This window comes from Streptomyces pacificus, assembly GCF_011766325.1.
Lineage (GTDB): Bacteria > Actinomycetota > Actinomycetes > Streptomycetales > Streptomycetaceae > Streptomyces > Streptomyces pacificus.
On record NZ_BLLG01000037.1, the window covers coordinates 1 to 14,728 of the forward strand.

Annotated in this window: 15 protein-coding genes; 3 read left to right on the top strand and 12 right to left on the bottom strand. The window is 71.7% G+C overall.

Annotated elements, in window-relative coordinates; translation table 11 throughout:
• Positions 1-30 precede the first annotated feature (30 nt).
• The 6 genes from SCWH03_RS27980 to SCWH03_RS28005 all read right to left on the bottom strand — a co-directional run bounded on the left by SCWH03_RS27980 (position 31) and on the right by SCWH03_RS28005 (position 5,621).
• A complete protein-coding gene (locus SCWH03_RS27980; protein WP_254077090.1) occupies positions 31-789 on the bottom strand; it encodes a SigE family RNA polymerase sigma factor in 759 nt (252 codons plus the stop codon).
• Between the two features lie 287 nt (positions 790-1,076).
• The gene (locus SCWH03_RS27985) at positions 1,077-2,126 is read right to left on the bottom strand and encodes an aspartate-semialdehyde dehydrogenase (RefSeq protein ID WP_173267681.1); all 1,050 of its coding nucleotides are present in this window, start codon (positions 2,124-2,126) and stop codon (positions 1,077-1,079) included.
• A 28-nt stretch (positions 2,127-2,154) separates the two neighbouring features.
• Complete coding sequence (locus SCWH03_RS27990; protein WP_173267683.1) at positions 2,155-3,435, bottom strand: aspartate kinase; 1,281 nt, start codon at positions 3,433-3,435, stop codon at positions 2,155-2,157.
• A 501-nt stretch (positions 3,436-3,936) separates the two neighbouring features.
• Positions 3,937-4,605, bottom strand: coding sequence for a DUF5063 domain-containing protein (locus SCWH03_RS27995; protein ID WP_173267685.1), 669 nt, complete (start codon positions 4,603-4,605; stop codon positions 3,937-3,939).
• Complete coding sequence (gene recR / locus SCWH03_RS28000) at positions 4,598-5,197, bottom strand: recombination mediator RecR (protein ID WP_173267687.1); 600 nt, start codon at positions 5,195-5,197, stop codon at positions 4,598-4,600. The genes SCWH03_RS27995 and recR overlap by 8 nt, the downstream gene beginning before the upstream one ends.
• 82 nt (positions 5,198-5,279) lie before the next feature.
• Entirely contained in the window at positions 5,280-5,621 is a 342-nt protein-coding gene (locus SCWH03_RS28005; protein ID WP_173267702.1) for a YbaB/EbfC family nucleoid-associated protein, read from the bottom strand.
• Between the two features lie 533 nt (positions 5,622-6,154).
• Between SCWH03_RS28005 and SCWH03_RS28010 the strand changes: the two genes are divergently transcribed.
• Entirely contained in the window at positions 6,155-6,964 is an 810-nt protein-coding gene (locus SCWH03_RS28010) for an SLATT domain-containing protein (RefSeq protein WP_173267688.1), read from the top strand.
• A gap of 386 nt (positions 6,965-7,350) precedes the next feature.
• On the opposite strand, the gene SCWH03_RS28015 is transcribed toward SCWH03_RS28010, so the two are convergent.
• From SCWH03_RS28015 to SCWH03_RS28030, 4 genes are all read right to left on the bottom strand, one after another.
• Complete coding sequence (locus SCWH03_RS28015) at positions 7,351-8,001, bottom strand: putative DNA-mimic protein (RefSeq protein WP_109295291.1); 651 nt, start codon at positions 7,999-8,001, stop codon at positions 7,351-7,353.
• 425 nt (positions 8,002-8,426) lie between these two features.
• Positions 8,427-9,107 carry a GntR family transcriptional regulator gene (locus tag SCWH03_RS28020; RefSeq protein WP_173267690.1) on the bottom strand — a complete coding sequence of 227 codons (681 nt, stop codon included), beginning with the start codon at positions 9,105-9,107 and terminating at the stop codon, positions 8,427-8,429.
• A gap of 264 nt (positions 9,108-9,371) precedes the next feature.
• Positions 9,372-10,733 (bottom strand): aspartate aminotransferase family protein, encoded by a 1,362-nt coding sequence (locus SCWH03_RS28025; protein WP_173267692.1) that lies wholly within the window; start codon positions 10,731-10,733, stop codon positions 9,372-9,374.
• Positions 10,734-10,880: 147 nt separating this feature from the next.
• Positions 10,881-11,279 (bottom strand): hypothetical protein, encoded by a 399-nt coding sequence (locus tag SCWH03_RS28030; RefSeq protein WP_254077091.1) that lies wholly within the window; start codon positions 11,277-11,279, stop codon positions 10,881-10,883.
• A 176-nt stretch (positions 11,280-11,455) separates the two neighbouring features.
• Here SCWH03_RS28030 and SCWH03_RS28035 point away from each other — a divergent pair, with 176 nt between their 5' ends.
• On the top strand, positions 11,456-12,292 hold the full coding sequence (locus tag SCWH03_RS28035) for a helix-turn-helix domain-containing protein (protein ID WP_173267694.1): 837 nt from the start codon (positions 11,456-11,458) through the stop codon (positions 12,290-12,292).
• Complete coding sequence (locus tag SCWH03_RS28040; protein WP_173267696.1) at positions 12,289-12,531, top strand: DUF397 domain-containing protein; 243 nt, start codon at positions 12,289-12,291, stop codon at positions 12,529-12,531. The genes SCWH03_RS28035 and SCWH03_RS28040 overlap by 4 nt, the downstream gene beginning before the upstream one ends.
• Before the next feature lie 18 nt (positions 12,532-12,549).
• Here the strand turns inward: SCWH03_RS28040 and SCWH03_RS28045 are convergent, their stop codons facing one another.
• Positions 12,550-14,481 carry a serine/threonine-protein kinase gene (locus tag SCWH03_RS28045; RefSeq protein WP_173267698.1) on the bottom strand — a complete coding sequence of 644 codons (1,932 nt, stop codon included), beginning with the start codon at positions 14,479-14,481 and terminating at the stop codon, positions 12,550-12,552.
• Positions 14,482-14,617: 136 nt separating this feature from the next.
• Positions 14,618-14,728: adenylosuccinate synthetase (locus SCWH03_RS30010; protein WP_173267700.1), on the bottom strand; the 111-nt coding region annotated here is incomplete at its 5' end.

A 14,728-nucleotide genomic window follows, 5' to 3' on the forward strand; every position in this document is an offset into this window, starting at 1 on the left:
GCCACCGGCCCCACCCGTGTTCGTGCTCGGTCATGCCGTGGCCCCCATGGCGACGCGGAGCGCCGCGATGCCGCGTGAACCGTACGCCTTCACCGAGCCGAGCGATATACCGAGCGTCTTGGCGACCTGAGCCTCCGTCATATCGGCGAAGTAGCGCAGCACCAGCACTTCGCGCTGGCGGCGCTGGAGGCCCTTCATCGCCTTGATGAGGGCGTCCCGCTCCAGTTGGTCGTACGCGCCCTCCTCCGCGCTCGCCATGTCCGGCATCGGCTTCGACAGCAGCTTCAGCCCGAGGATCCGCCGACGCAGCGCGGACCGCGACAGATTGACGACCGTCTGCCGCAGATAGGCGAGGGTCTTCTCCTTGTCGCGGACGCGGCGGCGCGCCGAGTGGACCCGGATGAACGCTTCCTGGACGACGTCCTCACAGGAGGCGGTGTCGTCCAGCAGCAGGGCGGCGAGCCCGAGCAGCGACCGGTAGTGCGCGCGGTAGGTCTCGGTGAGGTGGTCGACGGTGGTGCCCGCCACCACCGTCTCCTCCGCACTCCCGCGCTGCGACGGTATCGGGGCGGGCTGAGCGGCCGGCATGGGAGCGATCACCGGCATCCCGCCGCCGGAGGCCCTGCCCGGAACAGGAGAAGGACGGGGCGAACGGAGCGGGAGCGCCACGGGGCCGCGGGCCTGCGTCCGGCACGCGCCACGGGCCGGACGCAGGCCCGGGGACCGGGCCGGGACGAACGCCCCCCCGCGGACCGGGACCACCGCGCTGATGTCGAGTACCTCTGCCACGACTGTTGGACGCGGCTGCCCCCCTCAGGGTTGTACGCCCACACCACTGCTTGTGACGGTGCACCGCATGCCCTCATGAGCTCTCGATCTCCCCCTATGCCCCGTTCGTCATGGCTGTCGCGGGCACCGCGAAGGGGCGACCGCACAGGCGCTCCCCGCACAGCAACCGGTTGCACAGTGGCGCGAATGCATCGTCGGACATGCCATCGCCCCAGTTCAAGTGGCACGTCCTGGTTGTCTGATCACAGGGAGTCCATAGATCCTACAAAGGGGGACCGACACTCGGCTCAGAATTCCCGGGCGATCGCCTCGGCGAGCTGAGCGCTGTTGAGGGCCGCGCCCTTGCGGAGGTTGTCCCCGCACACGAAGAGATCGAGGGCCCTCGGGTCGTCCGCGGCCCGCCGGACGCGGCCGACCCAGGTCGGATCGGTGCCCACCACATCGGCGGGGGTGGGGAATTCACCGGACTCCGGATCGTCGAAGAGCACCACGCCCGGCGAGGTGGCGAGGATGTCGTGGGCTCGTTCGACGGTGACCTCGTGCTCGAAGCGGGCGTGCACCGAGACCGAGTGGGTGGTGAGGACCGGTACCCGGACACAGGTCGCGGAGACCCGGAGTTCCGGCAGGTCGAGGAGCTTGCGGGTTTCGGCCCGGATCGCGGCTTCCTCGGAGGACCAGCCGTCCTCGACGAGCGTCCCGGACCAGGGGACCACGTTCAGCGCCGTCGGCGCGGGGAACGGTCCGAGTCCGTCGCCGACCGCCCGGCGCACATCGCCGGGGCCGATGCCGAGCTCGGTGTCGGCTACCAGCGCGAGCTGGGTGCGGAGCGCTTCGACACCGCACTGCCCGGCGCCGCTGACCGCCTGGAGTGCGCAGACGACGAGTTCGTCCACGCAGAACTCGGCGTGCAGCGCGCCCACCGCGACGATCATCGCCAGGGTGGTGCAGCCCGGGCTCGCGACGATGCCGCGCGGCCGGAGCCGCACGGCGTGCGGATTGATCTCGGGGACGACGAGAGGGACGCCGGGATCCAGCCGGAAGGCGGCCGAGTTGTCCACGACCACCGCGCCCTGGGAGACGGCGACCGGCGCCCACTCGGCCGCGACCGGGGCCGGCACCAGGAACAGTGCGACGTCGACGCCCGCCAGGGCCTCCTCGGAGAGGGCGGCGACCTCGGTCTCCTCGCCGCGGACGGCCAGCTTGCGGCCGGCCGAGCGCGGTGAGGCGACCAGGCGTATCTCACCCCAGACGTCCGCGCGCTGGGACAGGATCTGGAGCATCACCGCGCCGACGGCTCCGGTCGCGCCCACGACCGCGAGTGCCGGCTTGCGGTTCATCGCGCGACCGCCGTCGCACGCCGGACCGTCACCGGCCGGTGCCTCCGTAGACGACGGCCTCGGCGGAGTCGCTGTCGAGGCCGAAGGCGGTGTGGACGGCCCTGACGGCCTCCTTGACGTCGTCGGCGCGGGTGACGACCGAGATCCGGATCTCGGAGGTGGAGATCAGCTCGATGTTCACCCCGGCGTCGGACAGCGCCTCGAAGAAGGAGGCCGTGACGCCCGGGTTGGTCTTCATGCCGGCGCCGACGAGCGAGATCTTGGCGATCTGGTCGTCGTAGCGCAGCGACTCGAAGCCGATGGCGCTCTTGGTCTTCTCGAGCGCGTCGATCGCCTTGCGGCCCTCGGTCTTCGGCAGGGTGAAGGAGATGTCGGTGAGGCCCGTCGAGGCGGCGGAGACGTTCTGCACCACCATGTCGAGGTTGATCTCGTTGTCCGCGATGGCACGGAAGATCGCGGCTGCCTCGCCCGGCTTGTCCGGGACGCCGACCACGGTGATCTTCGCCTCGGAGGTGTCGTGGGCGACTCCGGAGATGATGGCCTGCTCCACCTTGCGGGCTCCTTGCTCGGCGTGCGGTTCGTTGCTGACCCAGGTGCCCCGCAGCCCCGAGAAGGACGAGCGGACGTGGATCGGGATGTTGTAGCGGCGTGCGTACTCGACGCAGCGGTGCAGCAGCACCTTGGAACCGGAGCTGGCGAGCTCCAGCATGTCCTCGAACGAGATCCAGTCGATCTTGCGGGCCTTCTTCACCACCCGCGGGTCGGCGGTGAAGACGCCGTCGACGTCCGTGTAGATCTCGCAGACCTCGGCGTCCAGCGCCGCGGCCAGCGCGACGGCGGTGGTGTCCGAGCCGCCGCGGCCGAGCGTGGTGATGTCCTTCTTGTCCTGGGACACGCCCTGGAAGCCCGCGACGATGGCGATGTTGCCCTCGTCGAGCGCCGTCCGGATCCGGCCCGGCGTGACATCGATGATGCGCGCTTTGTTGTGGACCGAGTCGGTGATGACACCTGCCTGGCTGCCGGTGAACGACTGGGCCTCGTGCCCCAGGTTCTTGATCGCCATCGCCAGCAGGGCCATGGAGATCCGCTCCCCGGCGGTCAGCAGCATGTCGAACTCGCGACCGGCAGGGATGGGGGATACCTGCTCGGCGAGATCGATCAACTCGTCCGTCGTGTCACCCATCGCCGAAACCACGACGACCACCTGGTGGCCGTTTCTCTTGGCATCGACGATCCGCTTGGCGACCCGCTTGATGCCCTCGGCATCGGCAACGGAGGAGCCTCCGTACTTCTGCACGACAAGGCCCACGTACGCTCCTCGCTCGTCTGTGCCGCAGTCAGCACTGCGGTCCGCGTCAGTTTAGCGAGCAGCCCGGAATCACCACCGCAATACCACATCGTGAGATGTCCCGCTCACTCCGTGATCTTCGGCAGGGCCGGGCCGCCCGGGATGCACCTGCCCAGGGGGCCGAGGGGTACGCGGCTCTGTGGGCGGTGTCACATCCCGCCGGGGCCCGTCCGGGCACCGGAACGCGCCCGCGGACGTCGTCGCCGCACCTGTCTCCAGCCCGCCCGGGGGCCCGGGGGCCGCGCCCACCCCCGCGCCCTCGGGGCGCCGCCCGTCACCGCACCGAACCGTCACCGCCCGCGCCCTGGGCGCCGCACCGCCGTCATCGCCGTCACCGCCGAGCCCTGGGGCCGCGCCCGCCGCACCCGCCGCGCCCTCGCCGCATCCTTGCCGCCGCGTCGGCGAATCGTCACCACGCCGCCCTCCGAGACACCACCGCCCGCAGCCGTCTGCGGAGCGCGGTCATCGAGGCGCGGGCGCCCTCCGCAGGCCGAGCGGCGCCGCGATCTCCTCCGCCATCACGCGCCCCGCCTCCTCCGCGAGGTCGTCCTCGGCGAGGTCCTCGTCGGTGTCCAGCCCGTCCAGCTCATCCAGGGGCTGGTCGAGGCGCACATGGGAGACCAGCGACTGGAGTGCGCGCAGCGTCGCGGAGGCGGTCGGGCCCCAGTTGGAGAAGTACGAGAACTGCCACCACCACAGCGCCTCGGTCGTGCGGCCCGCGCGGTAGTGGGCCAGGCCGTGGCGCAGTTCCGTGACGATGCCCGCCAGGTTGTCGGAGATCCGGAACGGCACCGGGGCCTTGCGCGGCTCGTAGGGGTCGAAGACCTCGGAGAACACGTCGACCGGGTCGAGCAGCCGGGCGAACCGCTCGCGCAGGTCGTCGACGTCCAGGTCGGGTCCGGTGTCGGTCTCGTAGCGCTCCTCGGGGACGATGTCCTCATGGGCGCCCAGCCGGCCCCCCGTGAGCAGCAGCTGGGAGACCTCAAGCAGCAGAAACGGCACGGCGCTGTCCGGCTCGTCGCCCCGCGCCACCTCGGTGGTGGCGACGATGAAGCTCTCGATCGAGTCGGCGATCTGGACCGCGAAATCGTCCGGGTCCTGCGTCACGGAGTGCAGCGTTGCGTCAGACATCGAGCAGTCGTCTCCCCTCGAAGGCACGCCCGAGCGTGACCTCGTCGGCGTATTCCAGATCGCCGCCAACGGGAAGCCCGCTGGCGAGACGCGTCACCTTCAGCCCCATGGGCTTGACCATACGCGCCAGGTACGTGGCGGTCGCCTCGCCCTCGAGGTTGGGGTCGGTGGCCAGGATCAGCTCGGTGACCGCGCCGTCCGCGAGCCTCGCGAGAAGCTCGCGGATACGCAGGTCGTCCGGGCCGACGCCCTCGATGGGGCTGATCGCGCCGCCCAGGACGTGGTAGCGACCGCGGAACTCCCTGGTCCGCTCGATCGCGACGACGTCCTTGGGTTCCTCGACCACGCAGATGACCGCCGGGTCGCGGCGCGCGTCACGGCAGATGGCGCACTGCTCCTGCTGCGCGACGTTGCCGCACACGGTGCAGAAGCGGACCTTGTCCTTCACCTCGAGCAGCGCGTGGGCGAGGCGCCGGACGTCGACCGGCTCGGCCTGGAGGATGTGGAAGGCGATCCGCTGCGCGCTCTTGGGACCGACGCCGGGCAGCCTGCCCAGTTCGTCGATGAGGTCCTGAACCACGCCTTCGTACAACGGAACGCCTCTCTGGTAGCGCTTCGGTGGTCACGGTAGTCGGTCCGGTCCGACCAGGGTCAGGGCCGGCGCGGAAGGAGCGTCAGAAGGGGAGCCCCGGGATCCCGCCGCCGCCGAGTCCCTGGGCGAGCGGGCCGAGCTTCTGCTGCTGCAACTGCTGTGCGTTCTCGTTGGCGGCCTGGACGGCCGCGACAACGAGGTCGGCGAGGGTCTCGGTGTCGTCCGGGTCGACCGCCTTGGGGTCGATGACGAGGCCGCGCAACTCGCCGGAGCCGGTGACGGTCGCCTTCACGAGACCGCCGCCCGCCTGGCCTTCGACCTCGGTTCCCGCCAGTTCCTCCTGCGCACGGGCGAGGTCCTGCTGCATCTTCTGGGCCTGCTGAAGCAACTGCTGCATATTGGGCTGGCCACCACCGGGAATCACGGTCACTCCTGGCATTTCGACGTCGACTGTTCGGTAAACCGAGCCTACGCGGTCGGGGGACCGCATGCCGCGGCCAGTGGGCACCAACTCTTTCGAGTGACTTCCGGTTCCGGGGGCGCGCCCCTCCTTTACCGGATCAGGACCCTCGTCGGGGCGGATTTACGGGGATTCCGCTCCACCGGCCCACCGTTCGGCGGTAGGAAGACCCTGGGCACCAGGACCCCCGCGTGCATGGCGCGTCACGCAGGGTTAGCGGGACCGTGTCGGTTGAGCACGCACCGCGCATGGTCACATCGCCGCAGTCCCGCACAGCAGGCCCGCAGAGAAGTCACGCAGAGAAGTCCCGTAGAGAAGTCACGCCCGGCCGCGTCTGCACACAGCGGCGGCCACACACAGCCGTGGCCACCAACGCGCCGCAGTCAGGCACGGCAGCATTCAGGCACAGCAGCGGCCACAGCGGTCACACAGAGCCGCAACCACGCACAGCAGCAGTCACGCAGCAGCAGTCACGCAGAGCGCAGAGGAGTGCACCGGTGAGCCAGCCGGAGATGCAGCCTGGGGGGTCGGCCCGGGAGGGGGACGGGGCCGGGGCCCCGGAGACCGGCGGCGCCCCGGACCCCGGAAGCGGCCGGCGCCGGGACCGAGCCCAGAACCGGGACCGGGACCGGGACCGGGATCTGGCCGGAGGGCCGTTCCCGCTCGGCGACTGGGGCGAGCCCGCGGAGCGCCTCGACGAGCTGTACCGCTGGGTGGAGGCCGATGCGCTGCGCACCGCGCAGTGGTATCTGGACGACCGCGTGCGCAAGCGCCGTGGCGCCCGCGCACTGCGCGCCGGCACGGTCCTGGGGGTGCTCGCCGGCGCGGCTCTGCCCCTGCTGGACCTGACGCGAACGCTGCCCGGCGCGGCGGGATGGGGGTATCTGTCACTGCTGCTCGCCGCGGCCTGCGTGGCCGGCGACCGGTACCTCGGCCTGACCTCGGGCTGGACGAGGGACATGGCAGCGGCCCAGGCCGTGCACCGCCGCCTCCAGGCTCTGCAGTTCGACTGGGCCTCCGAGAGCGTCCGCGAGGTCCTCGGGCCCACCGAGGGCACTGCGGGCGAGGCGGCGGAGCGGTGCCTCACCGTGCTGCGCCGCTTCTCGGAGGACCTGACGGAACTGGTCCGCACCGAGACCGCCGACTGGATGCTCGAATTCCGCGCCGGCCCGGCACCGCTGCTGATGCAGTCGTCGCCGATGCCGTCCCGCCCGGACCATGTCCCTCCGTCATCGGGCCGCTTCCCCCTGCCGCACCCGCCGACCCGGCCGAACATGCCGAGGCAGCGGCCGCCGGAGGCTCGATAGGAGGCTCGGCGGAGGGCCGTGGCCACTGGCACTGGTGCGCGAACCGCGTGGCGTCCGGCAGCCGGGTGCCCATGGCTGCGGTGGCCTTGACGCCCGTCCTGACCCTGCCGCTGATTCTCGGTGCCGCGCCGGCCTTGGGCGGGACGCCGTCGGGCACCGGGGAGGCCGCGGAGACGGTGACCCACGGATCACGGATCACGGATCACGGGTCACGTTCACGGGTCACGGGTCTCTGCCGCGAACGGGGGCGGAAGAGGAGAGCGGGCTGCGGAACAGCAGGAGTACGGAACTCGTGGGAGACCGGGCACGGGCGGTCGCGCGAAGCGAGCGGTGGTACGGCACACCCGCGGCGGTACGCACCGGACCGTCCGGCGGACGCCGGGTGTTCAGCTGAAGATGATCATCGATCCCTGGCCCAGGCTGCGGGTCGCGGCCGCGTGCAGGCCCAGCCACACGTGGCGTTCACGGGCGAACGGGCTGTCGTCGTGGGGGATGGGGCCCGCCGGTTCCTCCAGGGAGGTGGGACGGGTGGGCGGAGCCGGGGCGGACGGGGGGTTGGCGGGGTCGATACCGATGGACGGGGCCACGTACTCGAGTTCGCGCAACAGGCCCTGGGAGGAGCCCAGCGGCCCGCCGCCGGCGAGGAGTTCCTCGTTGGACAGCGGCTCGGGGAAGTCGACGGGCACATAGGCGCCGGCGTGGTCGTAGTGCCACACCAGGTGGGACTGCTGGGCCGTGGACTCGAACATCTCCAGCAGCTGCTCGTAGTCGCCGCCCAGTTCGTCGACGGGCGTCACCGCCAGCCCGCAGAGCTGGAGGAGGTACGCCCTGCGCAGGAAGTGCAGGGCGTCGTAGTCGAAGCCGGCGACCGGGGCGACATCGCCCGAGAGGCCGGGCATGTAGGCGAACACGGGAACGGTGGGCAGACCGGCCTCGGTGAGGGCCTTGTCGTATGACGCGATCTCCTCGGCGAAGGGGTTGTCCGGGCTGTGGCACAGCACATCGACGAGGGGGACCAGCCAGAGGTCACAGGCCAAGACGGGCTCGCTCTCCATCGGAGTCGTAGCAGGTTGTGCGACGGTCGGCACAGCGTAGTGCTCCCGGCACATCCCGCACAGACGACCGTCCCCGACACCGGTCCGGCCCGGGCGGCGGCACCGTGCCGGGGGGGCTGTACGTCCCATACCCATCCTCGGGCCGGTCCGCGCAGCCCCGGGCCCACCGGTTCCCCGCGGGCGCGGCAGGGGCAAGGGCAGGGGCAGGGGGCTCGCCGGTGCCGCTCCGCTCCCACCCGGTCCGAATCCGGCAGGCACCGGCTCTGCACCGGCACCGGCCCGGCACCGGATCGTGGTACCGCACCCATCCGGCTCCTCCACCGGCGCGCTCCCGACCGGCCCGCCCGTGATTCCGGCCCTGAACCCGGCCCTGAGCCCGGCAGCCAGTCCCGCAGCCAGTCCCGCAGTCAGTCCGGGCGCCGCTCCGGGCGCTCCGCCCAGTGCAGGGCCAGCTCGTCGTCCGCAGCGATCAACGTCCGTGCCGCCGGGGCGTCGCCCCGTGTGATCGCGTCGACGAGCTGCTCGTGACCGCTCCACAGCCAGTCCCCGAGGTCGGGCTCGTCGCGCAACCGGGGCACGGCGAAGACCCAGGACTGCACCCTGAGCCGATCGAGGAAGTCGGCGATATGGCGGTTGGTGATGAGGGCCCCAAACTCGCGCCATAACCGCAGGTCGTAGCCGACGAGGACGTTCAGCTCGCCGCAGTGGGCGGCCCGTGCGGCCTCCTTCGCCCGGCGGCGTACGGAGACCAGCGCCGCGGCCGACGCCGACTGGGCGCGGGAAACGCCGCCTTCGCGGAAGACGGCGTCGACGATGAGCGAACGGGCCTCGATCATGCCGCGGAAGTCCTCGGCGGAGAAGCGGCGCACATGGAAGCCGCGGTGCTGGCTTGAGTCGAGCAGGCCCTGTCCGGCCAGGTCGACGAGGGCCTCGCGGACGGGGGTGGTCGAGACGCCGTACTGCTCGGCGATCTGCCTGACCGTGAACTGCTGCCCGGCCCGCAGCCGTCCGGCCAGCACCTCGTCCCGCAACGCGTCGGCGATCTGCTGCCGCAGGGTGTTGCGTGTGACAGCTCCGCTCGCGGGCATGGCTCGGTCTCCTCCGTCCGGTGTGACCGACACCCTAAGCCCCGAGGCGGCCTGCGACCGCCGGTGCCGGCCGGGGTGCTCTCCCCCGCCCTGTCGGCCGCGGGGCCATGGCCGACAGGGAGCCACCGCCCCCGACCCGCCCCCGACCCGCCGCCCCCGCAGGCGACCCGCCGACCCTCCGACCCTGCCGGCCCCGCGGGCGACCCGCCGACCCTGCCGGCCCCGCCGGCCCCACCGGCTCTCCGACCCGCCGCCCCGGTCGCGTCAGACGGTGTGCTGGTCGGCGACCGTCAGGGCCGCGTCCAGGGCCGCCAGTCCCTCCTTGGCCTCGGCCTCGGTGATGTTGCAGGCGGGGACGGCGTGAGTGCGGTTCATGTTGATGAAGGGCCACAGGCCGTTCCTCTTGCAGGCAGCACCGAAGGCGGCCATCGGCGCGGCCGCGTCGCCCGAGGCGTTGTACGGCACCAGCGGCTCCCGGGTCTCGCGGTCGCGCACCAGGTCAAGGGCCCAGAACGCGCCGAGACCGCGCACCTCGCCCACCGAGGGGTGCCGCTCGGCCAGCGCGCGAAGCCCCGGGCCGAGCACGGTCTCGCCGATGTGGGCGGCGTGCTCGACGACCTTCTCGTCCTCCATCACCCGGATCGTCGCGACAGCGGCCGCGCAGGCGAGCGGGTGGCCGGAGTAGGTGAGGCCGCCGGGGTAGGGGCGCTTGTCGAAGGTCGCCGCGATCTCGGCGGAGATGGCGACGCCGCCGAGCGGCACATAGCCGGAGTTGACGCCCTTGGCGAAGGTCAGCAGATCGGGCACGACGCCGTAGTGCTCCGCAGCGAACCATCTGCCCGTGCGGCCGAAGCCCGCCATGACCTCGTCGAGGACGAGGACGATGCCGTGCCGGTCGCAGATCTCGCGGACGCCCGCGAGGTACCCGGGCGGTGGGGTCATGATGCCCGCGGTGCCGGGGATGGTCTCCAGGACGATCGCGGCGACGGTCGCAGGGCCCTCGTACGCGATCGTGTCCTCCAGGTGCCGCAGCGCCCGCGCGCACTCCTCCGCCTCCGTCGAGGAGTAGAACGGCGAGCGGTACGGGAACGGCGCCCAGAAGTGGACGACGCCCGCCGAGGCGGTGTCGGACGCCCAGCGGCGGGGGTCGCCGGTGAGGTTGATGGCCGTGGAGGTGGCGCCATGGTACGAGCGGTACGCCGAGAGCACCTTCGCCCGGCCCGTGTGCAGACGGGCCATGCGCACCGCGTTCTCGACGGCCTCGGCGCCGCCGTTGGTGAAGAAGATCTTGTCTAGGTCGCCGGGCGTGCGCTCGGCTATCAGGCGCGCCGCCTCCGAGCGCACGTCGAGGGCGAACGCCGGCGCGAACGTGGTCAGTCGCCCCGCCTGCTCCTGGATCGCCTCGACGACCCTCGGGTGCTGGTAGCCGATGTTGGTGTAGACGAGGCCGCTGGTGAAGTCGAGGTAGCGGTTGCCCTCGTAGTCCCAGAAGTACGAACCCTCCGCGCCGGCCACGGCGAGCGGGTCGATCAGGCCCTGGGCGGACCACGAGTGGAAGACATGTGCGCGGTCGGCGGCCTTCACGGCCGCGCCGGCCTGGGGATCGGGTTCGGCATGAGGGGTCATGCGGCCAGGTTAGGGAGACACCTGCCGGGGCCGACATGGCCACCTTGTATGGCCTGCGCCACTTTCCTGGGCGATGTGTCGCCCTCACCCGGGCGACGCGTCGCGGAACCGCTCCCGCAGCGCGGGGTCGCCGGGGTGCGGACGGCGTCAGCCCAGCAGCTCGACGGCCGCCGTACGCAGCAGCAGCGGGTGGACGAAGCGGCCGTCCACGACGGGCGGCACACGCCAGGCCAGCGGCCAGGTGAGCCCCTCGAGCGCCGGGACGGGCACGTAACCGACGCTGCCGGACCCGGAGTTGTAACGGGTCACCCCGCGCGGCCATGAACGGTGCGTCGTACTCGCCGCCGGGAGCAGGAAGTAGACACCGCGGGAGCCGTTCGCCTCGGTGACGATGGGACCGGGGTCCCCGCCCGTCATACGGTCCATGACATCGGCCAGCCGGCGTCCGTCGTCGCCGTCGACGCGCACGGCGTCGAAATGCACTCCCGCCTTGCGGAGCCGAAATCCGGAGACCGGAATCCAGTCCAGGTTCAGCGCCAGGTTCACTCGTCGATTATCCGTATTCACGGGGTCAGTGTGGCGTCGGCCGGATAGCGTTCTCCATAGCCTTGCGAGGCAGGTCGGACACTCTTTGACCTGCGCGAACCTGCCTTGATCAAGGTTGAATTCGGCGGGGACGGATAGTGACCGGTTGAGTCCGGTCGAGTCGAATGGTGATCGCAATGGCGCGAGCGGAGAACAAACAACTGGCGGGTCCGACGGCACGGCTCGTCGCGGACGTGGCCCGCAAGTTGCGGGTGCGGAAAGGCTGGACGCAGGAACAGCTCGGGAAGGAGATCGGCTTCACGGGTTCGGCGGTGAGCGCGATGGAGACGGGCACGCAGCCGGCCAGCGACGCGATGCTGGTGCAACTGGAGCGGGTGCTCGGCGACGGGATGGACATCTTCGAGCAGGCGAGGACGTACGTGCGGCTGGAGAAGTACCCGGCGCAGTTCAAGGACTACGCGCTGCTGGAGCAGAAGGCGGTCGGGCTCCATCTGTACGCGACGCTCGTGGTGCACGGGCTGTTCCAGACGGAGGAGTACGCACGGGCCCTGATCGGCGGCGGGTATCCGCCGCTGCCGGAGCAGCGGGTGGAGGAGCTGGTCGAGGCGCGGCTGGCGCGGCGAACGCTGTTCGAGCGGCAGCCGGTGGCGCTGATCGAGGTGGTGCTGGAGGAGTCGGTACTGCGGCGGACGATCGGCGGCCACGAGGTCATGCGTGGCCAGATCCGGCACCTTGCGGAGTGCGCGCGGCGGCGTAACGTGACGTTGCAGGTGCTGCCGCTGGAGGCGGGGCTGGGTGGGGAGTACGCCGGCGATCGAGGCGCGATGGAGCTGGTGGAGACCCCGGAGCACGACCACCTGGTCTTCCTTGAGGTCCAGGGCGAGAGCCTGCTGATCAAGGAGCCCGCGAAGGTGAGTACGTTGACTCAGCGGTATGCGAAGATCCGGGCACAGGCCCTGGGCCCCCGCGAATCACTGGGCCTCATCGAGCAGTTGGCAGGAGAGCAGAGATGAGCAGCACCCTGCGCTGGTTCAAGTCCAGCTACAGCGACAGCGGCGGAGGCGAGTGCATCGAAGTGGCCTTCGACTGGCACAAGTCCTCCTACAGCAGCGACAGCGGCGGAGGGTGCGTCGAGGTCGCCGCCTGCCCCCACGCCGTCCACATCCGCGACTCCAAGGTTCCCGAGGGCCCGGTCTTCACCGTGGCCCCCGGGGCCTGGGCGGCGTTCGTCGGCCAGGCCGCCGGGACGTAGCCGAGCGATCAGGACCGTTCAGTCCTGGGCCGGGATCACCTTGGTGACCTTGCCCTTCGGATCCGCCTCCAGATAGCCGACCACATGGTCGTCCACGCGGTAGACGGCCAGTCCCAGCGGGGTGCCGAAGGTGTCGTCGGAAGGGCGGACCAGGACGTAACGCATTGTCGGCCGCTTCACGTTGAGGTCCTTCTCCGCCCGCCCCAGCAGGGCGGGAAGGACGTCCCAGTCGAAGTCGTCCAAATTGAACGGGCGTTGGCCGCCGATCAGAGCGCCGCCGATGAGGCTCTTCTGCACGCCCTCGTCCGGGCGGTAGGTGTAGCCGTCGTACTTGGCGCCGCTGCCCTTGAGCATGATCTCCGCGGACACGTAGTCGGGGTAGACGGTGAAGTCGGCCGCGCGGTCCGTCCCGGTCGCGGCCTTGATCTCGCTCACCGCCGTCCGGATGCCGTCGGGAGTCAGCAGATCGGTCTTCGCGTCCGCCTGGGACACCCGCGCCGACGCCGAGGCGGACGGCTCGGGCGGTGCGGGTGCCGCGGGCGAGGACGAGCGGGGCGAATTCGCCGGCGTTCCGCTGCTCTTGCCTCCGCCGTACGGCAACAGGGTCCACACCAGGGCGCCTGCCAGCACGGTCGCGGCGGCGGACACGGCGATCGCGCCCCGGCCCCTCGCCCGGCCCGCCGCCAGGCCGCCTGGTCCCGGTGGTGGCTGCCGTGCGGGGTCGGCCGGGTCGGGCGTCGGCGGCCCGATCGGGCCCGGATCGGCTCCGTGCGGAGCCGCCGGCCCGAAGCCCTGGGGCGCCCCGAAGCCGGCCGGAGCCGCCTCCGGTGGGGCCGTCCGCCCTGGCGGAGGCGGCAGCCGGTAGGACGTGGTTCCGCCGGCCCCGCCCGGAGCAGTCGGGACCTTCGGCGGGCTCGGCTCGCCCGGCGCGCTCGGAGGGCTCTGTGGGCTCGGAGGGCTCTGTGGGCTCTGTGGGCTCGGTGGGTCCTGCCGCCCCGGATGAACCGGATGAACCGGATGAACCGGTTGACCCTGATAGCCCGGTTGACCCGGTTGACCCTGCCGGCTTCCGGCGGTCGGCGGACTCGGCGCACCGGGAACCGTGTCCCGGCCCTCGGCGGCCGCCGCGAGCATCCCGTCGGCGGTGTCCGCGTCCACCCGGCAGGCCGGGTCCCTGACGAGCGCGGCGTTCAGGAAGCCGGTCAGCGGCCCGGCCTGGCGGGGCGGCGGAAGCTCCTCGCTGAGCAGGGCCGCCAGCGTCGCGAGGGTGCTGCCCCTGCGGAGCGGATGACGCCCCTCGACGGCGACGTAGACCATCATCGCCAGCGACCACAGATCGGAGGCCGGGCCGCCCTCCTCGCCGGAGATGCGCTCGGGCGCCATGTAGTCGGGCGTGCCGATGACGGACCCGGTCGCGGTCAGCGCCGTCGACTCCCTGATGGCCGCGATACCGAAGTCGGTGAGGACGGGACGCCCGTCGGGGCGCATCAGGACGTTTGCGGGCTTCACGTCCCGGTGCTGGATACCGGCGTCGTGCGCGGCACGCAGCGCGGCCAGCACCTCGCGGCCGATGCGGGCGGCCTCGGCGGGAGCCAGCGGGCCCTTCTCCAGCCGGTCATGGAGTGATCCGCCGGTCACCAGCTCCATGACGAGCCACGGGTAGCCGTGCTCCCCGCCGTCCACCACATGGTGGATGGTCACCACATTGGGGTGGTCGACGCGGGCGAGCGCCCGTGCCTCACGCAGCACCCGGGCCCGGAGCATCGCCGCGCCCTGCGGGTCGTACTCGGCGAGACCCGGATCGGGCGGCCGTACCTCCTTGAGCGCCACGGCCCGGTGCAGGACCAGATCGCGCGCCCGCCAGACCAGGCCCATACCGCCGCCACCGAGCCGCGCCTCCAGCTCGAAGCGCCCGTCGATGACCCGGCTGCCGGATTCCCCGTCGCTCATGGCCGCCGAGCCTACGAGACGCGGGCGACACGGCCCCACGGGGGTTGCTCCGCGCGCCCGCACGGTCCGTGGCCGGTGCACCGGTGCACCGGCCACGGACCGTGCGGAAGCGGTTGCCCTGCACGGTCCCCCGGGCCTACAGGAACGAGTGGACCTCGATCGTCTCGTCCCGGCCCGGTCCGACACCGATCGCCGAGATCGGCGCCCCGGACATCTCCTCCAGTGCCCGCACATAGCCCTGCGCGTT